This is a genomic window from Helcobacillus massiliensis, assembly GCF_014191425.1.
GTDB classification, from domain to species: domain Bacteria; phylum Actinomycetota; class Actinomycetes; order Actinomycetales; family Dermabacteraceae; genus Helcobacillus; species Helcobacillus massiliensis.
This window is the reverse complement of sequence record NZ_JACHWP010000002.1, coordinates 205,923-228,427: the sequence shown is the minus strand read 5'-3', so window position 1 is coordinate 228,427 and position 22,505 is coordinate 205,923. Positions and strand designations below refer to the sequence as shown.

Here is a 22,505-nt window from a genome sequence, read left to right as displayed (position 1 = left end):
GAGTTCTCATGCCCGCCATTGTGATCGTCGGAGCCCAGTGGGGCGACGAAGGAAAGGGCAAGGCCACCGACCTGCTCGGTGAGCGCGTCGACTACGTCGTCAAACCCAACGGCGGCAACAACGCCGGCCACACCGTGGTGGTGGGCGGTGAGAAGTTCGAGCTGAAGCTCCTGCCCGCCGGCATCCTCTCCGAGAACGCCACCCCCGTCATCGGCAACGGCGTGGTGGTCAACCTCGAAGCGCTCTTCGAGGAGATCGACGCCCTCCAGTCCCGCGGCGTGGACACCTCCCGCCTGCGCATCAGCGCCAACGCCCACATCGTGGCGCCCTACCACCAGACCATCGACAAGGTCAGCGAACGGTTCCTCGGCAAGCGCGCCATCGGCACCACCGGCCGCGGCATCGGCCCCACCTACATGGACAAAGTGGGGCGCCTCGGCATCCGCGTGCAGGACCTCTTCGACGCCTCGATCCTCCGCCAGAAGGTCGAAGGCGCCCTTCACCAGAAGAACGAACTGCTGGTGAAGCTGTTCAACCGCCGCGCGGTGGACGCCGATGAGATCACCGAGCAGCTGCTGAGCTACGCCGAGCGCCTGCGTCCCATGGTCGTGGACACCACCATCATGCTCAACGACGCCCTCGACAAGGGCGAGGTGGTGCTGATGGAGGGCGGCCAGGCCACGTACCTGGACGTCGACCACGGCACCTACCCGTTCGTGACGTCCTCGAACCCGACCTCCGGCGGCGCCTGCGTCGGCTCCGGAGTGGGCCCCACCCGCGTGGACCGCGTCATCGGCATCGTCAAGGCGTACACCACCCGCGTGGGCGCCGGCCCGTTCCCCACCGAACTGTTCGATGAGTGGGGTGAGTTCCTTCAGACCACCGGCGGTGAGGTGGGCGTCAACACCGGTCGCCCCCGCCGCTGCGGCTGGTACGACTCCCTCATGATCCGCCACGCCGTCCGCATCAACGGCTTCACCGACATCGTCCTCACCAAGCTCGACGTCCTCACCGGCATCGAGGAGATCCCCCTGTGCATCGGCTACGAGGTCGACGGGGAGGTCCACCACGACATGCCGATGACCCAGACTGAGTTCCACCACGCCCAGCCCGTGTACGAGACGATGCCGGGCTGGACTGAGGACATCACCGGCGCCCTCACCTTCGAGGACCTGCCCCAGAACGCGCAGAACTACGTCAAGCGCCTCGAAGAGCTCGCCGGCTGCCGCATCTCCGCCATCGGTGTGGGGCCCGGCCGCGAAGCCACCATCCAGGTGCACCCGCTGCTGCCGGAACCCGTCGGCGAAGGGAGCTGAGTGGCACCCCCTCGCCCCATCCCCATCGACACCGGCACAGCCGCCCTGCGCAGCTGGCTGACCGAGCGCGAGAATGCGACCCGCACCGATCGCGCCACCGCGGTCCGCTTCACCCTGCAGGTCCTCGCCGAGGAGCACCCCGGCCGGTCGGTCGAGCTGCGCGTCCCGCCGTTCGGCGCCGTCCAGCTGATCGCCGGCACCACCCACACCCGCGGCACCCCGCCGGCCGTGGTGGAGATGCCTGCCGAGACCTGGCTGCGCCTCGCCACCGGGGAGCTGTCCTGGGCCGACGGATGCGCGCCCGGCGGGGGCATCACCGCATCCGGTGAGCGCTCGAACCTCGCCGACGTCCTGCCCGTCCCGATCGCCCGCCGCACCGCCCGCGCCCACGCTGCTGACACCGGCGCCGCCGACGCAGGCCGCACCGATGCCGGCGCCGCCGACGCGGCGGGGGAGGGGCCCCGATGACCGACCCGCTCGCCGATGCCCTCGACCACACGCCCGAGCGCGCCCGCGTGCAGTTGGAGATCGCCGTCCAGGACCTGCCCGGCCTCGTGGTCGCCGCCCACGGCGGCGCCGACCGCGTGGAGCTCTGCGTGGACCTGGAGGCCGACGGGCTCACCCCGCCGATCGACCTGACCCGCGCCGCTGTCGCCCTCGCCGACGACCTGGTCGCCTCCCGCGACGCCCGGCCCCTCTTCGGCGTGCACGTGCTCGTGCGCTCGCGGCCCGGCTCGTTCGTCTACAGCGCCGACGAGATCGAGCAGATGCGCGCCCAGGCCGTTGAGGCGGTCCGGGCCGGGGCGCACGGCATCGTCATCGGCGCCCTCACCGGCAGTGCCGAGCCGGCGCTCGACATGGACGCCCTCGCCATCTGGCGCGACGCGGCGCTCGCCGAAGCACAGGCCCAGGGCCGCAGCCTGCAGCTCACCTGCCACCGCGCCATCGACCGCCTCACGGACGCGGCCCGCATCGCCGCCGTCACCGACCTGTTCGCTGCCGGCTTCCACCGCATCCTCACCTCCGGCGGCGCCGACCGCGCCCCCGACGGGACCGACTGCCTGCGCGCCATGGTGGAGCAGGCCGAGGACCTGATCGACATCCAGGCCGGCGCCGGCATCCGCGCCGCAACCACCCGCGACCTGCTGCAGGCCACCGGAGTGCCCGCCGTGCATCTGTCCGCCCGCGGCACCGAACCACAGGAACTGACCGACGTGCCGGCAGCGCTGCGCGCACTGCTGAAGGCCGACGGACGCAGCGCAACCGCGCCCACCACCCTGACCGACCCCGCGCAGGTGCGCGCCATCGCCGACCTGCTCGACCTCTGAGTGCCGCAGCCACAGCTGCTGAGCGCCCACCACCAGACAGAAGAAGGATCCATGAACTCCCACGCCGCTGACACCCCCGACAACCGCCCCACCGAGCAGCAGCCCCACACCGCCGAGGACGGCACGATCGACCACGGCGGCGACGTCATCCTCGTGCGCCGCGGCCGCCGCCTCAACCTCGGCGGCGCCGTGGTCATCGCCCTGCTCATCGGCGCCCTCGTCGGCCTCGTCTGGGGACTCATCGCCCGCGTGGACTCCCTCAACACCCTGATGCTCGGCGTGCTCAACGGCGCCCTGTTCATCGGCGGCGCCCTCGCCCTCATCGCCGTCATCATCGACATGATCATGGACAAGCGCACCCAGCGCGGCAGCGCCGAACCCCGCAGGGCCGGCACCCGTCGGCCCTGAATGACCACCGCGTGCGCCCGTCATGCATAATGGATGGGTGAAACGCGGTGATGGACAGCTCTCGCACGACCTTCTGCCCGGCGATCGGCGCCCCCAGGACGAATGCGGGGTCTTCGGAGTATTCGCCCCCGGCGAGGACGTCTCGACTCTGACCTACTTCGGTCTCTACGCCCTGCAGCACCGAGGCCAGGAGTCAGCAGGAATCGCCACCTCCACCGGTGAGCAGATCCTCGTCTACAAGGACATGGGGCTCGTCTCCCAAGTGTTCGACGACGGCACCCTGAAGTCCCTCACCGGCCATATTGCGATCGGCCACACCCGCTACGCCACCACCGGCGCTTCCGAATGGGTCAACGCCCAGCCCACCCTCGGGCCCCGCCCGAACGGCACGGTCGCCCTCGCCCACAACGGCAACCTCGTCAACACCGGCGAACTGGTCCGCCTGCTCGAAGAGCACCAGGCCGGCGCCAAGGCCATCGGAGAGATCTCCAAGGGCAACACCACCGACACCGCCGTCGTCACCGCCCTGCTCAACCGCCCCGGCACGATGCATCAGGCGATCCGCGAAGTCATGCCGATGATCCGCGGCGCCTACTGCTTCGTGATGATGACCGAGGACTCCCTGTTCGCCTGCCGCGACCCCCAGGGTGTGCGGCCGCTCGTCCTCGGGCGCCTCGAGCGCGGCTGGGTCGTCGCCTCCGAAACGGCAGCGCTGGACATCGTCGGCGCCAGCTTCGTGCGCGAAGTGCGCCCCGGCGAAATGATCTGGATCAACGCGCAGGGCCTGCACAGCGAACAGGTGATGGAGCCGAAGCCCAAGGGGTGCGTGTTCGAATACGTGTACCTCGCCCGCCCCGACACCCGCATCGCCGGCCGCTCCGTCAACGAATCCCGCATCGAAATGGGCCGCCAGCTCGCCCGCGAGCACAAGGTCGATGCGGACCTCGTCATCCCCACCCCGGAGTCCGGCACCCCCGCGGCTATCGGCTACGCGCAGGAGTCCGGCATCCCCTACGGCCAGGGCATGGTGAAGAACGCCTACGTGGGCCGCACCTTCATCCAGCCCACGCAGACGCTCCGCCAGCTCGGCATCCGCCTCAAGCTCAACCCGCTGAAGGAGATGATCGACGGCAAGCGCCTCGTGGTCATCGACGACTCCATCGTGCGCGGCAACACCCAGCGCGCCGTGGTGCGCATGCTGCGCGAGGCCGGCGCCACCGAGGTGCACGTGCGGATCTCCGCGCCGCCCGTGCGCTGGCCCTGCTACTACGGCATCGACTTCGCGTCCCGTGCCGAACTGATCGCCAACGGACTCGACACCGAGGACATCGCCCGCTCCATCGGCGCCGACTCCCTCGGCTACATCAGCTACGACGGCATGATCGCCGCCACCGAACAGCCGCGCGAGACCCTGTGCTCCGCATGCTTCACCGGTGACTATCCCATCCCGCTGCCCGAGGCGCTCTCCACCGACCACGAGCAGCTCGACATCACGGAGGCAGAGACCGGATCATGAACGACAGCGTCACCTACGCCAGCGCCGGCGTCGACATCCACGCGGGCGACCGCGCCGTTGAGCTCATGAAGAGCGCCACCGCCAAGACCCACGGCGACACCGTCCTCGGCGGCGTCGGCGGCTTCGCCGGCCTGGTGGACGTCAGCGAGCTCAAGGACTACCGCCGCCCCCTCCTTGCCTCCTCGACCGACGGGGTCGGCACCAAGCTCGCCATCGCCCAGGGCCTCGACATCCACGACACCATCGGCCGCGACCTCGTCGCCATGGTCGTGGACGACATCGTCGTCTCCGGCGCCAAGCCCCTGGCGATGACCGACTACATCGCCTGCGGAAAAGTGGTCCCCGAGAAGATCGCCGACATCGTCCGCGGCGTCGCCGAAGGCTGCCAGCTCGCCCAGACCCCGCTGGTGGGCGGCGAAACCGCCGAGCACCCCGGTGTGATGGCCGAGGACGACTACGACGTCGCCGGCGCGGCCGTCGGTGTGGTCGAAGCCGACCAGATGCTCAGCGCCGACCGGGTCCAGGCCGGTGACGTGGTCATCGGCATGGACGCCTCCGGTCTCCACTCCAACGGCTACTCCCTGGTCCGCGCCGTCGTCGCCAGCGCCGGGAAGAAGTTCGAGGACCACATCGACGACTTCGGCCGCACCCTCGGTGAGGAGCTGCTGGAGCCCACCCGCATCTACTCCGCGGACATGCTCGCGCTGCTCGCCGAGCTCGGCTGCGAGAAGCTGCACGCCCTCAGCCACATCACCGGCGGTGGCCTCGCGGCGAACGTGGCGCGCGTGATCCCGACGGACCTCTCGGTGCGGATCGACCGCTCCAGCTGGGCGCCCGCCCCGGTGTTCCACCAGGTGCAGGCGTGGGGCCGGGTGCCGCTGCTGGACCTGGAAGCGACCCTCAACATGGGCCTCGGCATGGTCGCCGTCGTCTCCGCTGACGCTGCTGATGACGCCCTCGCCTGCCTGCAGCGCCTCGGTGTCGGCTCCCGCGTGGTCGGTGAGGTCATGGCCGCATCCGACCTGCCCGGCACCTCAGCCGAGAGCGATTCACTCACCCAGGGCGCGAAGGGCGTCGACGGGGGAGCGGTGCTGATCACCGGGGACTACGCCTCCCAGTGACGGCCAGCCCCTCGGCGGTGACGGCGGCTGCGCCCTCCTCGGTGAGGGTGCGGCGCCGCAGCGCGTGGGTGCTTAAGACGATGACGGGCGGATTCCCATCCGCCCGTCAGCACCTGGTTCGGTGACTGCGTCATCGTCGAGTGGCTGTGCGCTCACTCGTCGGAGTACTTCTCAGCCCACTGTTCGGGGTACTCGTCATCGTCGTCATCACTCCATGACGACTGGGACTGCTGACCGGACAGCTCGCGCTGCAGCGCGGAGAAGTCGGTTTCCGGGCTGTAGTACTTGAGGTCCCGAGCAATCTTGGCCTGCTTGGCTTTCTGACGGCCACGACCCATAGGTAAGACCCCCTGTGCGTCGACGAATCGGGCTGCTGCCCCCGGGAATTGATAGTTACGCTCACCAAGGGTACCCCGTGGTACCTGGATACGCGTAATCACCGTGACAGGAAGCTGGGAATCAGCCGGGCGATCGCCGATCATCAGGGCGTCATTGTGTGAGCTGCGTCATCCGATTCGGGGGATTCTGATCACGATTCCGTTACGGAATCGCCTTCACGGCATCGTCGCAAAGAAAATTTTCAGTTCTGACCTGGGTTTACGATAGAACTGAGACAAAACCAATGGTCAGGCGCCTTCCACGGTGTCCTAGAGTTGGACATGTCGGACCGTGCGACCCATGGTTCGGCTCGTTCCCATCCCCCCCCGTGGTGAACGACCCACACAATAACGGAGGTGCTGAGCCATGCCGCATACCCAGGAGGCCGTGGACGGACTGCTGACCCCATCAGAGGTGGCGAAGCTGTTCCGCGTTGATCCCAAGACTGTCACGCGGTGGGCGCAGGCCGGCAAGCTGTCGGCCATTCGCACGCTCGGTGGTCACCGGCGCTACCGCCGCGGCGAGGTGGAAGCTCTGCTGCGCGACCAGGCCGGCTGAACCGCGCGCTGAACGCGCCGTCATCGAAGCCGCACACGGATCACCATCGGATGATCTGCTGTGCGGCTTCGTCATTCGCGGGCAGGGCCCGCACCCGTCGGCAGCAGCAGAGCGCCGACAGCCGCCGGGAACAGCGTCTGCGTGATCGTCATCAGCAGGACCGCCGCGGCGGCCCCGGAGGCGTCGGCACCCAGGGCCACGAGGGCCCCGGTCATGCCGGTCTCCACCACGCCGAGTCCGCTCGGGGTCAGCGGCACGAGGGTCAGCAGACGGCCCAGAGCGAACACCGCCGCGGCCTCCAGCACCGTCACGTCCAGACCGAACGCACTCGTGCACAGCGCCGCGAACGCCGCCGCCTGCAGGATGCGGGCCAGCAGCGGCAGCCACACCGCGGCGCCGCCGCCGGCGCGGGCGATCCGCAGGGACTCATCGTGCATCGCGGCCCCGTCGGCCGTGAAGTCCACGGAGCTGCGCCCGAACCCCTCGGAGAAGCCCTGTTCAATGCCCTGGGCGCGCTTCAGCAGCGCCGCGACGACCCGTCGGTTCACAGCCAGTGCGCCCACCGCGGCCAGCAGGACCAGCCCCAGCACCGCCCCGACGGCGAGGGCCGCGGCCGTGCCGCCGGTGATGCGGGCGGAGGTCGCGAGCAGTGCCGCACCGATCACGGGCAGCGCGATCGAGGTGAGGATGTCCGCGGCGGAGGCCACCGCGGTGCCCGCCGCAATCACCGAGCGGCGCAGGCCCGCGGTGCGCATGCGGGTGACGATCAGCGTCACCGCCAGGGTCGAGCCCAGCGGCACCACAGCGGACAGAGCGCCGGCGGCCGTGTTCGTGCGCAGCGCCGGCCCGAACGCGACGCCGGGGAAGCATCGGCGGAACCCTGCGGTGTCGATCAGAGCCGCCAGAGCCGCCACCACCAGCAGCGCGCCCACCCACAGAGGGCTGGTGGAGGTCAGGGACGACAGGATCTCGGGCCAGCCGGAGCGCGCGGCGCGGGGGATCAGGACGAGCACGATCAGCGCCGTCAGCGCGAGGGACAGCACGGCGACGACGACCCTCCACAGCGGGGGTCGAGCAGTGACATCGGGCTCAGTCATCGTGGTCATTCTTGCACGCGCCGCACCCGAGACTTTAAATGTCGCACCCCCTCAGTACAGTGGGAGCCATGGCTACAGTCACCACCATTCTCGTTCTGCTCCACGTCATCTGCTGGGCCGCCGCGTTCGGCATCTGGGTCGCCGCGGCGAAGACCCGCCAGCCCAACCCGGGCATGGCGCACGCCTCCGCCGGCGCCGCCGTGTTCGGCGCTCTCGCCATGGTCACCGCGGTCATGGCCGGCATGCAGGTGGACCACATGATCCTCGGCATCAAGCTGCTGATCGCGGTCCTCGTGGCCGTTGCCGCGTTCATCGCCATCAAGCAGCGTGAGAACACCAGCAGCGCCCTCTGGTTCGCCATCCCGGTGGGCCTCGTGATCAACATGATCCTCGGCGTCGCGTTCCTCTGACATGTCGCTGTTCGACGACTTCTCGCTGCCCGAATCCTTCCGCCGCCTGGAAGGGGTGAAGGCCGACGGGGACCGGGACAACCCCGAGACCCCGTCGGATGCCCCTGCCTCCGCGGGTGACTCGTTCGCTCCGGAGGAGGACTCGTTCCCGCCGGAGGACGCGTTTCCGCCGGAGAGCGAGCACTGGGGCTTCAGCGAAGCGCCGTCGGACTCCGATCTCCCTCCGGACGAGGCGTTCCCGCCCGAAGGCGATCCGGTGATGCCGCCCGAGATCGATATCGCGCCGATTCCCGATGACGTTCCGGAGCGGCAGCTGCACCGAGGTGCGCCCGCCTGGGGTGCCGCCGATGCGGGCGCTGTCGAGGAGATCGTGGCCGGTCTCAACGAGCCGCAGCGCCTGGCCGTGGAGCACCGCGGGTCCCCGCTGCTGATCGTGGCCGGCGCCGGCTCCGGCAAGACCCGCGTCCTCACCCGGCGCATTGCGCACCTGCTGCGCACCGGCACCGCCCTGCCCGGGGAGATCCTCGCGATCACCTTCACCAACAAGGCCGCCGCCGAGATGAAGGAGCGCGTGGAGGCGCTGATCGGCCCGGCCGGCCGGTCCATGTGGGTGTCCACGTTCCACTCCGCCTGCGTGCGGATCCTGCGCCGCGAAGCACAGGCCGCGGGTCTGAAGTCCACGTTCACGATCTATGACTCGCAGGACTCCCTGCGCCTGATCACGAACATCGCCAAGGACATGGGCCTGGACTCCAAGAAGATGCCGCCGCGCCCGTTCGCGAACAAGATCTCCTCGCTGAAGAACGAGCTAATCACCGCCGAACAGTTCGCGGAGGAGGCGAAGGACTCCCGCAACGAGTTCGACCGCACCATCGCCTCGATCTACACCACCTACACCGAGCGCCTCCGCCTGGCGAACGCGGTCGACTTCGATGACCTGATCGGCCTCACCGTCGCGGTTCTGCGCGACAACCCGGGAGTGCGCGACAACTACCGCCGGCGCTTCCGCCACGTCATGGTGGACGAATACCAGGACACCAACCACGCCCAGTACGAACTGGTGCGACAGCTCGTGGGCGATGACCCGCACGCCGACCTCACCGTGGTGGGCGACTCCGATCAGTCCATCTATGCGTTCCGCGGCGCCACCATCCGGAACATCATCGAGTTCGAAGAGGACTTCCCGACCGCGCGCACCATCGTGCTGGAGCAGAACTATCGGTCCACGCAGACCATCCTCTCCGCCGCGAACTCCGTGATCAGCGAGAACACCGGCCGCCGCGCCAAGCGCCTGTGGACCGACCAGGGCGACGGCCCCAAGATCACCGTGTACGTCGCCGATGACGAAGCCGCCGAAGCCCGCTACATCACCCGCCAGATCGACTCCCTCATCGACGACGGCCGCAAGGCCGGCGACATCGCGATCTTCTACCGCGCCAACGCCCAGTCCCGCGCCCTCGAGGATCAGCTGATGCGCGTCGGCCTGCCGTACAAGGTCATCGGCGGCACCCGCTTCTACGAGCGCCGCGAAATCAAGGACGCCATCGCCTACCTGCGGGTCCTGTCCAACCCGGCCGACGAGATCAACCTCCGCCGCATCCTCAACGTCCCCAAGCGCGGCATCGGCGACCGCGCCGAAGGCGCCGTCCTCGCCTTCGCCGAACAGGAGCGCATCGCGTTCAGCGAAGCCCTCGACCGGGCCGACGAAGCCCCCGGCATCGCCACCCGCTCCCTCTCCGCCATCCGGAAGTTCACGGCCATGATGGCGGGGCTGCGGGACAAGCTCGCGCAGGGGGAGGGGCCCGCCGACCTCCTCGAATCGATCCTCGCCGACTCCGGGTACGACGACGCCCTGCGCTCCTCCACCGACCCGCAGGACGAGTCCCGCCTGGAGAACCTCGCCGAACTGATCGCCGTGGCCGGCGAGTTCGAAGCCGACCAGGCCGCCGCCGAAGCCGCCGCCTCCGAATTCGACGGCGACGACGACACCGGCACCGCGGGCGACGGCACCGGAGGCGAGGGCGCGGCGGGTGCCGGCACCGATGCGGACGGCACGACCGCCGGGCCGGACGACCCGGCGGGCGGCATGGTCGAACAGTTCCTCGAGAAGGTGTCACTGGTCGCCGACGCCGACCAGATCCCCGACGGTGAGGACCAGTTCGTCACCCTCATGACGCTGCACACCGCGAAGGGACTCGAGTTCCCCGTCGTCTTCCTCACCGGCATGGAGGACGGCACCTTCCCGCACTCCCGCACCCTCCACGATCCCACCGAACTGGAGGAGGAGCGCCGCCTCGCCTACGTCGGCATCACTCGTGCACGCGAGCGGCTGTTCATCACCCGCGCCCAGATGCGCGCCGCCTGGGGCCAGCCCCAGTTCTTCCCCGCCTCCCGCTTCCTCGACGAAGTGCCCGAGGACCTCCTCGACGTGGTCCGCGCCGGCTCCACCACCGGCGGCTTCAGCGGCGGCTGGGGCGGCTCCTCCTGGAGCGACGACTGGGACAGCACGGGCAGCACGGGATCCGGCTACGGCTCCGCAGGGGCGAAGCGCGGCCCCTCCGTCACCGGCGTCGGCGTCGGCGGAGGGCGCCGCAGCGTGTCCCGCCCCTCGTTCGGAACCGGGCGGGCGGCGAAGAAGGCCAGCGAGCTGCCCGCGCTCGCCGTCGGCGACCGCGTCACCCACGACTCCTTCGGCATGGGCACCGTCTCCGAGGTCACCGGCCAGGGCGAGAAGACCCAGGTCACCGTGCAGTTCCGCGACCCGCACGGCACCAAGCGCCTGCTGCTGCGATACGCCCCCATCACGAAGCTCTGACACTCCCAGCGGGGGACCTTGTGCCTCAAACGGGGCGCCGCACCGCCCCTACTCTGGGGGAGCGGCCACCCCTCCGGCCGCCCCCGCTGAGAAAAGGAGCAGATGCGTGCGAATCGGCGTCCCCAACGAAGCGGCGGAAGGCGGCACACTCGTCGCCGCCACCCCCGCCACCGTCAAGAAACTCATCGGCCTCGGCTACGAGGTCGCCGTCCAGACCAGAGCCGGCGTCCCCGCCGCCTTCCCCGACACCGCCTACACCGACGCAGGCGCCCACATCGTCGGCGACGACGTCTGGACCAGCGACATCGTCCTCGCCCTCGACGCACCCCGCGGTGACCGCATCACCGCCATGGCGCCCGGATCCACCCTCATCACCCGCATGGCGCCCGGCCGCAGCCCCGAACTGATCGACCTGCTCGCCGAACGCAACATCACCGGCCTCGCCGTCGACGCCGTCCCGCGCATCTCCCGCGCCCAGTCGATGGACGTCCTCAGCTCCATGGCCAACATCGCCGGATACCGCGCCGTCGTCGAAGCAGCCTCCCGCTTCGGCCGCCTCTTCACCGGCCAGATCACCGCCGCCGGCCAGATGCCGCCCGCCACCGTGTACGTCATCGGCGCCGGTGTCGCCGGCCTCGCAGCCATCGGCACCGCCAACTCCATGGGCGCCATCGTCAAAGCCACCGACCTCCGGCCCGAAACCGCCGAACAGGTCGAATCCATGGGCGCCGAATTCGTCGCCATCCCCGCCGCCACCGAGAAATCAGCCGACGGGTACGCGAAGGAGATGACCGAGGACCAGGCCCGCGCCGCCGCGAAGCTCTACGCCGAACAGTCCACGCAGGCCGACATCGTCATCACCACCGCCAACATCCCCGGACGCACCGCGCCCATCCTGCTGACCGCAGCCGATGTCGCCGCCATGAAGCCCGGCTCCGTCATCGTCGACATGGCCGCAGCCAACGGCGGCAACTGCGAACTCACCCGGCCCGGCGAAATCCACACCACCGACGGCGGCGTCCACATCATCGGCTACACCGACCTCGCCAGCCGCCTGCCCGGCCAGTCCTCCCAGCTGTACGGCCAGAACCTGGTGAACCTCCTCGCCCTCACCACCCCCGGCAAGGACGGGCAGCTCACCCTCGACCTCGAGGACGAGATCGTCCGCTCCATCACCGTCACCCAGGCGCGCCCGGAACCCGTCGGCCCCGCCGACGTCCTCTGGCCACCGCCCCCGGTGACCGTGTCCGCCGCGCCGGTCACGGCGCCCACCCCCGAACCGGAACCCGTGGACGAGCAGGCCCTCGCCGCCGAAGCGTCCCGCAAGCGCACCCTGCAGCGCCTCTGGATGAGTGCCGCCGGCATCCTCGGCGCCGCGCTCGTGCTCGCCTCCCCGCTCGCGGTCGCGCAGGACTACATGGTGCTGCTGCTCGCCGTGGTCGTCGGCTTCTACGTCATCACCGCGGTCACGCACTCCCTGCACACGCCGCTGATGAGTGAGACCAACGCCGTCTCCGGCATCGTCCTGGTCGGTGCGATCCTCCAGGTCGGGTCCTCGAACATCGCCGTCACGATCCTCGCCTTCCTCGCGATCGTCGTGGCATCCATCAACATCTTCGGCGGCTTCGCGGTCACCCACCGCATGCTCGCCATGTTCCGAACGGAGGCCTGAGCATGGACACCACCCTGCAGCTCATCGAGTGGACCGGACGGCTCACCAACCTTGCGTACCTCGCCTCCGCGATCCTGTTCATCCTCGCGCTCGCCGGCCTGTCGAAGCAGACCACCGCGCAGCGCGGCAACACCTTCGGCGCCATCGGCATGGTCATCGCCCTGGTCGCCACCATCGCCCGCGCCCTCGTGCAGTCCCACGTGGACCCGGCGAACTTCCACGGCCCCCTCGTCACCTTCATGCTCATCGCCCTCGCCATGGGCATCGGCGCCGCCATCGGACTGCCGATGGCGAAGAAGGTCGAAATGACCGGGATGCCGCAGCTGATCGCGATGCTGCACTCCTTCGTGGGTGCAGCCGCCGTCCTCATCGGCCTGAACTCGTTCCTGCACCCGCACGGCGTCACCGCCGACATCGCCCGCTTCCACCTCGCCGAAGTGTTCCTCGGCATCTTCATCGGCGCGATCACCCTCACCGGTTCGATCGTGGCGTACCTGAAGCTGTCCGCGAAGATGAAGGGCGCGCCCCTGGTGCTGCCCGGCCGCCACCTGCTGAACCTCGCGGCGCTGATCCTCACCCTCGTGCTCGGGGTCGTGTTCGTCGCCACCGGCGGCACCGGCGTGCTCGCCTGGATCTCGCTGATGCTGATGCTCGTCATCGCGCTGTGGCTCGGCTTCCACATGGTCGCCGCGATCGGCGGCGGTGATATGCCGGTGGTCGTCTCCATGCTGAACTCGTACTCCGGCTGGGCGGCCGCAGCGGCCGGCTTCATGCTCGGCAACGAACTGCTGATCATCGTCGGCGCCCTCGTCGGCTCCTCCGGTGCGTACCTGTCGTACATCATGTGCAAGGCGATGAACCGGTCCTTCATCTCCGTGATCCTCGGCGGCTTCGGCTCCGACGGCGGTGCCGCCTCCGGCGCCGACCGTGACTACGGTGCCCACACCGAAACCACCGCCGCGGAGGTCGCGCAGCTGCTCGCCGGATCCGAGCACGTGGTCATCACCCCCGGCTACGGCATGGCGGTGGCTCAGGCGCAGTACCCGGTCGCGTCGCTCACCAAGAAGCTGCGCGAACGCGGCGTGGACGTCACCTTCGGCATCCACCCGGTGGCGGGCCGCCTGCCCGGCCACATGAACGTGCTGCTCGCCGAAGCGAAGGTCCCGTACGACATCGTCCACGAAATGGACGACATCAACGACGACTTCGACTCCGTCGACACCGTCCTCGTGATCGGCGCGAACGACACCGTCAACCCGATCGCCGAAGAGCCCGGGTCGCCGATCGCCGGCATGCCGGTGCTGAAGGTGTGGGACGCGAAGAAGGTCATCGTGTTCAAACGGTCCATGGGCGCCGGATACGCGGGCGTGCAGAACCCCCTGTTCTTCAACGAGAACTCGGACATGCTGCTCGGTGACGCGAAGGACTCCGTGGAGGCCATCAGCGCGGCACTGTGACCCGGGCCGTTCGGGCGCGGGCATCCCGGCGCTGACGGGCCAGCACCCCCTGCGGGGCGTCGACTCAGGTGAGCGGCGCCCCGCAGCCCTGTTCGGACAGGGGGCAGGTGCGGCAGCCGCCCGTCGGGCAGCTCGCCTGCGACAGGGTCCGGTCCACCCGGCCCATGCGCTCCAGGTGGCCGAGGGCGGCGTCGACGGTGCCGGCGTCCAGACCGGTCATCCGCTGCACGGCCTCCGCTGTCCCGGCGCCGGCGTCGACGGCGTCAGCGACGAGGGACAGCGGGCCCCGTCGGCCCCCGGCGGCGCTGCCGCGGCGAGTGCGGGGCATGCTGAGCCGGACCGCGGCCATCACAGCACCCGCGACAGGATCTGGAACACCGCGACGGCCAGTGCCCACGCGATCGAAAGCTGCAGGGCGATGCCGAACAGGGTCCAGCCCCAGCCGATCTCCCGCTTCTGCGCCGCGAGGGTCGCCACGCACGGGGTGTAGGCGAGGGTGAAGATCATGAACGCCCAGATCGCGGCCGTGGTGTGCCCACCGCTGGTGGTCTCGAACGTGTGGTGGATGGCGCGGCCGAGCTGGCTGCGGCCCTGCTGCTCAGCGTCCTGGGCCGACGGGTCCTCCAGCGCGTAGGTCTGCGCCCAGCTGGAGATCACCGCTTCCTTCGCCACGAAGCCGGTGACGAGGGCGCCGCTGGTGCGCCAGTCATCGAACCCGGCCGGGGCGAACACCGGGGTGATCACCTCGGCGCTCGCGGCGTACAGCGAATCCTGCGGAGCCACGGCGCCGAAGCGGCCGTCGGCCCCTGGAGCCGGGGTGGCCTGGAGCAGGAACACGAGGGTCACGCACGCCACGATGATGCCGGCGGCGGTCTGCAGGAACGCCCGCAGCTTCACCCACGTCACCGATGCGATGATGCGCGGCACCGGCACCTGGTACGGCGGCAGGTCCAGCACGAGGGGGCTGGACCCCATGGTGCGCCACAGGGTGGTGCGCAGCAGCAGACCCACCACGATCACGAGCGCCACCGAGATGACGTACATCGCGAACACGACGGTGCCGGCGCGGTCGGGGAAGAACGTGGAGGCGAGCATGACGTACACCGTCAGCCGCGCGGAGCAGGACGTGAACGGGATCAGCAGGCTGGTGAGGATGCGCTGCTTCGCGTCCGGCAGCACGCGGGTCGCGGCGATCGCGGGCACGTTGCAGCCGAAGCCGACCAGCAGCGGCAGGAACGCCTTGCCGGGCAAACCGATGGCGCGCATGGCGCGGTCGGAGACGACAGCGGCGCGGGCCATGTACCCGGAGTCCTCCAGCAGCGCGAGCAGCAGGAACATGATCGCCATCAGCGGCACGAACGTCAGCAGGGCGCCCACGCCGGCGATGAGGCCGTCCACGAGGAACCCGGTCACCACTGGGTGGTCGATGTGCAGCGCTGCGAGCAGCCAGCGCGCGCCGTCGGAGACGGGGCCGGAGACGAGCTGATCCAGCCCGTCCTGCAGCGGCGCGGCGATCGTGGTGGTCAGTTCGAACACGCCCCACATGACCGCGAGGAACAGCAGCGGGCCGAGGATCGGGTGGAGGGCGACCGAATCGATGCGGGAGGTGAGCGCGACCGGCGCGTTCGCGGCGCGCACCGTGGAGGCCTCGACCGCGGCGTCGATCCACGCGAAGCGCTCGTCGGCGAGGGCGAACTCGTCGGCCTCTCCGGTGGGCAGGTCCCGCTCGCGCGGCGCTGCCTGGTCGGCGTGCTCGAGGGCGCGGCCGACAGCGTCCTCCAGCTCGTCGAACCCGGTGCCCTTGCGGGGGTCGATCGCGACGACGGCGCAGCCCAGGTGGTTCTCCAGGGCGGTGGTGTCCACGCGGATGCCGCGGCGGCGCGCCACATCCAGCATCGTCAGCGCGAGCACCACCGGGTAGGGGTGCTCGCGCACCTGGGCGGCGATGTAGAGGGAGCGGGTGAGGGCGGTGGCGTCGGCGACGACGAGGACAGCGTCGGGCCGCTCCTGGATCGGGGCGTCGATCAGCAGGTCACGGGTGAGCTCCTCATCGGGGGACTGCGGGTCCAGGGAGTAGGCGCCGGGGAAGTCGATCGCATCGAAGGGGCCGCGCGTGGTGGGCCAGGCGCCGCGGCCGATCTCCACTGAGGTGCCGGGCCAGTTGCCCATGGTGCGCTTCGACCCGGTGAGGGTGTTGAACAGGGTGGATTTGCCGACGTTCGGGGCGCCGACGAACGCCACCACCGGTGAGAGCGCCGGGGCGGTGCGGGTGGAGGATTCGCCGTGGCAGGACGGAGCGGCGGGGGAGACGCGGGCCATCAGGCGGCGTGGGCGGATTCAGCGGCCGCGAGGGCGCGGCAGGTGCGCCGGTCCAGCGCGATGCGGGTGGACGCGACTTCGATGACGCGGCCGCCGCCGACTGTTCTCTGCACGACCCGCAGACGCGACCCGGGCCGCAGCCCCATCTCACCCAGGCGCAGACGCAGCCCGGGATCGGGGTGGGCCGCGGCGAGGACGAGCTCGCAGAAGAGGGGTGCGCTCAGCAGAGTCGAATCGGTCATGGCCTGAGGTTAGGCTCCCCTCAGCCGCTGAGCAAGACTCTGCGCAACCTCAAAGGAGCAGAATCCCGAAACCCGAGGTGACCATCGATGTGATCCGGGACTGACGTCCTCACTCCGCGAGCGCCGCTGCCACGATCGGCTCCAGAGCCGCCGGGTCGGTGAAGTCCTTCGTCTGCCCCCAGAACTGCAGCGTTTCACGGTCGTCCTCGGTGCGAGCCGACTCCGGCTTGGACATCAGATAGGTCTTCAGCGCGAGCATTTTGGTGCGGTGCTTCAGCGACAGGCGCGGATGGTCGATGCCGCCGCGCAGGTGGAACGCGGTGACGCGCGGGGCGATATCGGCCGGGATCGCCTTCTCGTGCAGCTTCCGGATCGTCTCGGTCTGGGTCGGCGACGCCCACGCGACGGTGGCGAACAGGGCGCGCGCGTCGGGGCGGGCGCGCACAGCGTCGGCGAAGGCGCCCATCCCCTGCACGCTGCCGCCGTAGTTGCCGCCGAGGCCGATGATGACGTCGAGGATGCCCTCCGCACCGGCGAGGAGGCCGACGGGGTCCTCTGCGGCACGGGCGTCGATCAGTCGGACGGTGCAGCCCGTCGCCTGCAGCTGCTCGGTCAGCCAGTCGGCGTAGCGGCGGGTGTGGCCGTAGCAGGAGGCGAACAGGATCGCGACGCTGCGGTCGTCGCCTCGGTCTGCGCTTCTGCTGGGGGTCATGGGGGCTCCTTCGGTGCGGTCACTGGGTGACGGTGATGAGGGCGCGGGCGCCGCGCTCCATGTCGGCGAACGCGTGGTTGACGGCGGTGTAGGTGCCGGGCTCACGGAACACCATCTCCACGAACCCGCCCTGGGCTGAGGAGAGGTCAAGCGCCTGCGCGCCGCCGCCGTTCGGGTTGTCGGGCCGCAACAGGTACTCGCCCTCCTTGAACACGGTGTCGAACACGGCGCCGACCACATGGAACGACAGGCTGCGGGTGGGGCCGGCGGCGAGCACCCAGATGCGGATGCGTTCGCCGACCTTCGCGGTGAGCGGCTCATGCACGTACTGGGTGGCGTGGCCGTTGAACACGGTGAAATCGGGCCGTTCGGCGTGGATCTTGTCCGCGCTGATGGCGTGTGCTCCCGTGCCGGACTTCTCGGTGGGGGAGAGGTAGTGGTCGGACTGGACGAGGACGTATTCGCGGTCCGCGGCCGCGATCCCGCGCGGCGGCACGATGACGGCGCCGAACATGCCGCCGGACAGGTGGTGGGTCATCGGCATGGTGGAGCAGTGGTACAGCCAGATCCCCGCGTGGTCCGTGGTCAGCGGGTAGTGGAGGGAGGCACCAGGCTTGATCCCCTGCATGTAGACGCTGGGGGAGACGGTGCCGGCGTGGAAGTCCATGGAGTGCTCCATGGCGCCGCGGTTCGTCACGGTGACGGCGATCTCCTGACCGAGGTCGGCGCGGATCACCGGCCCCATCACGGTGCCGTTGAACGGCATCGCCTGCATCATGACACCGGGCGCGATCTCGAGCTCCTTCTCACCGGCGGTGATCTCCAGGGCGGGGCCGACGGGTTCCGGCATCCGCGGGTCCCGGGCCGTGACCGATGGGACCTCACCGAAGTCGGCGGTGACTCGGGCCAGCGGATCGGCTCCGGCATCGCCCGGCTCGGCGCCGTGGTGACTGTGTCCTGCGGTGCGGGAGTCACTGCTGCTCTCGGTGCCGCTCGGTGCGCCGTCGGCGACGATCTGCAGCTCCATCCCCATGGACCGGTGGCCCACGATCGAGCACCAGCCGGTGATGCTCCGGTCGATCACACCGGCCTTCAGGGTGGCCCTCTGCCCGGCGCTGATGCGGCCGGAGGCGGCGCCGGTGTCGAGGACGAGGTCGTGGATCTGGGTGGGGTCGTCGTTGATGACGGTGATGACGAGCTCATCGCCCGCGGGCACGGTGATGCGGTCCGGGTCGAACCGCATCGTGTCCTTCGCACGGACCGTGACGGAGGTGGTCCGGCCCGTCGGGAGCACCGCAGCCGTCCCATCGCCGGTGCCCGCGCCCGGGGAGCTGCCCGACCCGCTTGCTGCGCTTCCGGTGGCGGCCGGGTCGGCGGCCCGGCCCATCGCCGACAGCCCCAGCACGCTCGCCACGGCGAGCACCGCGCCCGTCAGGTGGCGGCGGTTCAGGTTCGTCGCGGCGGAATCCGTCGGGCGTGCAGTCTCCGCCGGCCGCCCCGCCTGAGCCAGCTGCCCCGTCTGCGTCGGCGGCGCTGCGGGCATCCCGAGGTCTGCGCGCTGCTGGAGGCGCTCGCGGACACTCGCCCGCACCATCCGCTTCATCAGCACGATGAACGAAGCGAGCACCAGCAGTGCCAGCAGCGACACGAGGATCCGCGAGACGGACCCGAACTGCTCCGGTGCTCCCGTGCCGAACGTCAGGCCGAGGAACAGGGCGCGGGGGAGAAGCGCGTCGGACTCCGACAGCGCGAACAGGGCGATGGCCAGGTTCAGCGCCACCACCCGGAACACGGCGAGGCGGCTCATCTCCGCCAGGCCCGCCTGCACCGCGCGCGGCCCGCCGCCCATGATGGTGGGCATCAGGAAGCTCATCGCTCCCAGCAGCAGCTGCAGGCCGAAGCCGACCACGAACGGCACCGTCAGCGCCTTCACCGTGGACGCCAGCAGCGAGAAGTTCAACGGGGAGGCGGCTGCTTCGCCCACGGGGGCGCCCGTGTGACTGATCCACATCACCAGCAGCGCCACCAGCGTCCCGGCGAACCAGACGATGCCCGCACCCATCGACAGCGCCGGGAACAGCGGCACCTCCGCCGCATGCTTCTGCCGTGCCGACTGCACCGCCAGGCGCGCCAGCTCGGATGCGATCACCAGGAACCCGACCAGGTACAGCACGAGCCCCGCCGCACCCATCAGCACGTTGTTCATCAGCGCGCCGCCGACCGCGATCAGCAGCCCGACCAGCATCACGATCAGCATCGCGGAGGTGCGCTGCGCCCGCTCGAGCCGCATCCGGGTGCGCAGGATCGTGGGCCACAGGGTGAACAGGGTGGCGCACGCAGTCAGGCCGAGGAAGCCGAGGATGTTCACCAGCTGGTGCGCGAGCAGCAGCCGGCCCTGCCACGGCTCACCGGGGGAGAACGCGAGGACCGCGCCGAGAGCCGCCCCGATCGGCAGCAGCATCGCGGCGGTGGCGTAGGTGCGGATGACGAACGCGAACCGGGGCGCGACCGCGGCCCGGATCTGCTGGATGAGGAAGCCCGCCCACCACAGCACGGTGGCGCTCACCCCGACCGCACCGAGCACGGTCACCACCGGCAGACCGGCGACCATGCCGATCATCGTCACGGCGATCATGCCTGTGTGGATCCACAGGCGCCGCACCTGCGTGGGCCGGGTCTCCTCCGCCAGGCGGGTCTTCAGGAGGGCTTCGGCGAAGTGCTGGCCCCACAGCATGACCGACGTGGTGACGAGGCCCAGCGTCACCATGTGCACCAGCAGCCACCGGTACTGCGGGATGACCGGGTGGACCCCGACGGAGATCAGCAGCGCCGCCATCCACCAGATGATCGGCCTCGAGGCCTGTCGATGCCACGAGGCACGGCGCTTCGGCCGGGGGCCTGGAGTGCTGGGCTGAGTGTCGAGGGAGGGGGTGCGCGCAGAAGCCATAGTGGCCCCAGGCTACGCGCGGCCGCGATGGTGGGGGAGGGCCCAGGTCCCGGTCAGCGGCGACCTCGGGAAGCGCGCTCGCCGCGGTCCTGCTCGTCGAGCGGCTCCTCCTCCGGCTTCCAGATCGTGAAGAGGGTCCATGCCATGCGCACCACCACGAGGGCGAGCGCCACGATCACCACGGCCTGCCACGGGATCGGCGCCACGCGGGAGATGACGGCCCACAGGACGAACACGGCCAGCGCCATCAGCAGGGCGTCGCGCACCCCGTTCTTCAGACGGGTCCCCACATTCGCCCGACGGTAGTGGTTCTGCGCGGCGACGGCGGTGGCGGCGGCGGTGCGGCGGGCGTTTGCGCGGGAGTCGCGGGTGGTCCTGTCAGCGGTGCGGGCGGCGGCGCGGGCATGCAGGCGCGCGTCGTCCATGCCGCGGCGCAGGGACTCCTTCGCGGCGGGCGCCTGCTTCTGCGCAGTGCGCTGCGCTGCCTTCGCGTAGGTCTTCCAGTCGGCCACGGAGCCTCCTCGTCGGGAACGGATGGGTGTGATTGTCAGTCGCGGAAGCGGATGTCGGTGCCGCGCTGGTCGTCCACGCCGCGGCGGGACGGTCCCGGCCGACGGCTGCGGCGGTTCATCAGCGCGTTCAGCCCCACATTGAGGACCACCGTCAGCACAAGCGACAGGATCAGGGAGGAGAACGTGCTGCGCACACCCACCAGGCGCAGGACCAGGAACAGTGCGAGCACCACGCCCAGCGGGAACAGCAGGCTCGAGCCGCATCCGCCGCGGCGCGAGCTGCCGGAGTAGAAGAACATGCCCCCATGATGCCGCATCGCCCTGGACCCCATCGCCCTGGACCGCGGCACCGCCGTGCCCGGGTGTTCGGATCCCTGCCGGAGACTGCCCCGTCCGCTGCCCGGCAAGCAGGAGTGGGACGACGGTGGCGCGCGATACAGTTATGCCCGAACGCAGGCGGCACGCTGACCAACGAGGGTCACCCGCCCACGTCAAGACGAGAGGACGTTATCTCCGTGGACCTGTTCGAATACCAGGCGCGCGACATCTTCGAGAAGCACGGAGTCCCCGTGCTGCCCGGCGCCGTCGCCGAGGATCCTGCCAGCGCCCGTGAAGCAGCCGAGAGGATCGGCACCCCCGTTGTGGTCGTCAAGGCACAGGTGAAGACCGGCGGTCGCGGCAAGGCCGGCGGCGTGAAGGTGGCGAAGTCCCTGGACGAAGCCGAGCAGTACGCCGAGCAGATCCTCGGCATGGACATCAAGGGCCACACCGTGCACCGCGTCATGATCGCGGCCGGTGCGGACATCGCCGAGGAGTACTACTTCTCCCTGCTGCTGGACCGCGCGAACCGCACCTACCTCGCCATGTGCTCCAAGGAGGGCGGCATGGAGATCGAGCAGCTCGCCGTGGAGCGCCCCGAGGCCCTCGCCCGCATCGCCGTGGACCCGAACGTCGGCATCGACGACGCGAAGGCGAAGGAGATCGTGGACGCCGCCGGCTTCGATGCCGAGACCGGCGAGAAGATCGCCCCGGTTCTGCAGAAGCTGTGGGCCGTGTACCGCGACGAGGACGCCACCCTGGTCGAGGTGAACCCGCTGGTCAAGACCGCTGACGGCGACATCTTCGCCCTCGACGGCAAGGTCACCATCGACGAGAACGCCGACTTCCGCCACGAGGACCACGCCGCCCTGGTCGACACCAAGACCGAGGACCCGCTGGAGGCCAAGGCGAAGGCCATGGACCTCAACTACGTCAAGCTCGACGGCGAAGTCGGCATCATCGGCAACGGCGCCGGCCTGGTCATGTCCACCCTGGACGTCGTCGCCTACGCGGGGGAGGAGCACGGCGTGAAGCCGGCGAACTTCCTGGACATCGGCGGCGGCGCCTCCGCTGAGGTCATGGCCAACGGCCTGGACGTCATCCTCGGAGATGACCAGGTGAAGTCCGTGTTCGTCAACGTGTTCGGCGGCATCACCGCCTGCGACAAGGTCGCCGAGGGCATCGTCGGCGCGCTCAGCAAGCTGGGCGAGAACGCCACCAAGCCGCTCGTGGTCCGCCTCGACGGCAACAAGGTCGATGAGGGCCGCGCCATCCTCACCGAGGCGAACCACCCCCTCGTCACCCTGGCCGACACCATGGACGGCGGCGCCGCCAAGGCAGCCGAACTCGCTGCGAACTGAAAGAGAGCCTGAAGAAGC

21 protein-coding genes are annotated in these 22,505 nt (G+C 70.0%); 12 read left to right on the top strand and 9 right to left on the bottom strand.

What is annotated here, in order from left to right; translation table 11 throughout:
* Positions 1–8 precede the first annotated feature (8 nt).
* Genes FHX50_RS06620 through purM form a run of 6 tightly spaced genes read left to right on the top strand, consistent with a single transcriptional unit; the run spans position 9 to position 5,689 of the window.
* Positions 9–1,316, top strand: a complete 1,308-nt coding sequence (locus tag FHX50_RS06620) for an adenylosuccinate synthase (RefSeq protein WP_183375829.1) — start codon at positions 9–11, stop codon at positions 1,314–1,316.
* Positions 1,317–1,784: a sterol carrier family protein gene (locus tag FHX50_RS06615; RefSeq protein ID WP_183375827.1), complete on the top strand. Its 468-nt coding sequence runs from the start codon at positions 1,317–1,319 to the stop codon at positions 1,782–1,784.
* Positions 1,781–2,644 (top strand): copper homeostasis protein CutC, encoded by an 864-nt coding sequence (locus FHX50_RS06610; protein ID WP_183375825.1) that lies wholly within the window; start codon positions 1,781–1,783, stop codon positions 2,642–2,644. The genes FHX50_RS06615 and FHX50_RS06610 overlap by 4 nt, the downstream gene beginning before the upstream one ends.
* A gap of 51 nt (positions 2,645–2,695) precedes the next feature.
* A complete protein-coding gene (locus FHX50_RS06605; RefSeq protein ID WP_183375823.1) occupies positions 2,696–3,052 on the top strand; it encodes a hypothetical protein in 357 nt (118 codons plus the stop codon).
* Between the two features lie 37 nt (positions 3,053–3,089).
* Positions 3,090–4,568, top strand: a complete 1,479-nt coding sequence (gene purF, locus FHX50_RS06600) for an amidophosphoribosyltransferase (RefSeq protein ID WP_183375821.1) — start codon at positions 3,090–3,092, stop codon at positions 4,566–4,568.
* A complete protein-coding gene (gene purM / locus FHX50_RS06595) occupies positions 4,565–5,689 on the top strand; it encodes a phosphoribosylformylglycinamidine cyclo-ligase (RefSeq protein WP_183375819.1) in 1,125 nt (374 codons plus the stop codon). Before purF ends, purM begins: the two co-directional genes overlap by 4 nt.
* A gap of 152 nt (positions 5,690–5,841) precedes the next feature.
* On the opposite strand, the gene FHX50_RS06590 is transcribed toward purM, so the two are convergent.
* Positions 5,842–6,027: a DUF3073 domain-containing protein gene (locus tag FHX50_RS06590; protein WP_183375817.1), complete on the bottom strand. Its 186-nt coding sequence runs from the start codon at positions 6,025–6,027 to the stop codon at positions 5,842–5,844.
* A 406-nt stretch (positions 6,028–6,433) separates the two neighbouring features.
* Here FHX50_RS06590 and FHX50_RS06585 point away from each other — a divergent pair, with 406 nt between their 5' ends.
* Positions 6,434–6,625: a BldC family transcriptional regulator gene (locus tag FHX50_RS06585; protein ID WP_183375815.1), complete on the top strand. Its 192-nt coding sequence runs from the start codon at positions 6,434–6,436 to the stop codon at positions 6,623–6,625.
* 71 nt (positions 6,626–6,696) lie between these two features.
* Here FHX50_RS06585 and FHX50_RS06580 read toward each other — a convergent pair whose 3' ends face one another.
* A complete protein-coding gene (locus FHX50_RS06580) occupies positions 6,697–7,722 on the bottom strand; it encodes a flippase-like domain-containing protein (protein ID WP_183375813.1) in 1,026 nt (341 codons plus the stop codon).
* Between the two features lie 68 nt (positions 7,723–7,790).
* On the opposite strand from FHX50_RS06580, the gene FHX50_RS06575 reads away from it, so the two are divergent.
* From FHX50_RS06575 to pntB, 4 genes are all read left to right on the top strand, one after another.
* Positions 7,791–8,132: a hypothetical protein gene (locus FHX50_RS06575; protein ID WP_183375811.1), complete on the top strand. Its 342-nt coding sequence runs from the start codon at positions 7,791–7,793 to the stop codon at positions 8,130–8,132.
* Between the two features lies 1 nt (position 8,133).
* Positions 8,134–10,947: an ATP-dependent helicase gene (locus FHX50_RS06570; protein ID WP_183375809.1), complete on the top strand. Its 2,814-nt coding sequence runs from the start codon at positions 8,134–8,136 to the stop codon at positions 10,945–10,947.
* 106 nt (positions 10,948–11,053) lie between these two features.
* Entirely contained in the window at positions 11,054–12,619 is a 1,566-nt protein-coding gene (locus FHX50_RS06565; RefSeq protein ID WP_183375807.1) for a Re/Si-specific NAD(P)(+) transhydrogenase subunit alpha, read from the top strand.
* A gap of 2 nt (positions 12,620–12,621) precedes the next feature.
* Entirely contained in the window at positions 12,622–14,076 is a 1,455-nt protein-coding gene (gene pntB / locus FHX50_RS06560) for a Re/Si-specific NAD(P)(+) transhydrogenase subunit beta (RefSeq protein WP_183375805.1), read from the top strand.
* Between the two features lie 64 nt (positions 14,077–14,140).
* Here pntB and FHX50_RS06555 read toward each other — a convergent pair whose 3' ends face one another.
* The 7 genes from FHX50_RS06555 to FHX50_RS06525 form a co-directional block, all read right to left on the bottom strand.
* Entirely contained in the window at positions 14,141–14,404 is a 264-nt protein-coding gene (locus FHX50_RS06555; protein ID WP_183375803.1) for a FeoC-like transcriptional regulator, read from the bottom strand.
* 20 nt (positions 14,405–14,424) lie between these two features.
* Positions 14,425–16,395, bottom strand: coding sequence for a ferrous iron transport protein B (gene feoB / locus FHX50_RS06550; RefSeq protein WP_183375801.1), 1,971 nt, complete (start codon positions 16,393–16,395; stop codon positions 14,425–14,427).
* Positions 16,395–16,637 (bottom strand): FeoA family protein, encoded by a 243-nt coding sequence (locus FHX50_RS06545; RefSeq protein ID WP_183375799.1) that lies wholly within the window; start codon positions 16,635–16,637, stop codon positions 16,395–16,397. The genes feoB and FHX50_RS06545 overlap by 1 nt, the downstream gene beginning before the upstream one ends.
* Before the next feature lie 109 nt (positions 16,638–16,746).
* Positions 16,747–17,349, bottom strand: coding sequence for a flavodoxin domain-containing protein (locus tag FHX50_RS06540; protein ID WP_183375797.1), 603 nt, complete (start codon positions 17,347–17,349; stop codon positions 16,747–16,749).
* 19 nt (positions 17,350–17,368) lie between these two features.
* The gene (locus FHX50_RS06535; protein WP_183375795.1) at positions 17,369–20,296 is read right to left on the bottom strand and encodes a multicopper oxidase domain-containing protein; all 2,928 of its coding nucleotides are present in this window, start codon (positions 20,294–20,296) and stop codon (positions 17,369–17,371) included.
* Positions 20,297–20,349: 53 nt separating this feature from the next.
* Positions 20,350–20,808 (bottom strand): hypothetical protein, encoded by a 459-nt coding sequence (locus tag FHX50_RS06530; protein WP_183375793.1) that lies wholly within the window; start codon positions 20,806–20,808, stop codon positions 20,350–20,352.
* A 35-nt stretch (positions 20,809–20,843) separates the two neighbouring features.
* Positions 20,844–21,107, bottom strand: a complete 264-nt coding sequence (locus FHX50_RS06525; protein WP_183375791.1) for a hypothetical protein — start codon at positions 21,105–21,107, stop codon at positions 20,844–20,846.
* A gap of 216 nt (positions 21,108–21,323) precedes the next feature.
* Here FHX50_RS06525 and sucC point away from each other — a divergent pair, with 216 nt between their 5' ends.
* A complete protein-coding gene (gene sucC / locus FHX50_RS06520; protein WP_183375789.1) occupies positions 21,324–22,487 on the top strand; it encodes an ADP-forming succinate--CoA ligase subunit beta in 1,164 nt (387 codons plus the stop codon).
* Positions 22,488–22,505: the final 18 nt, after the last annotated feature.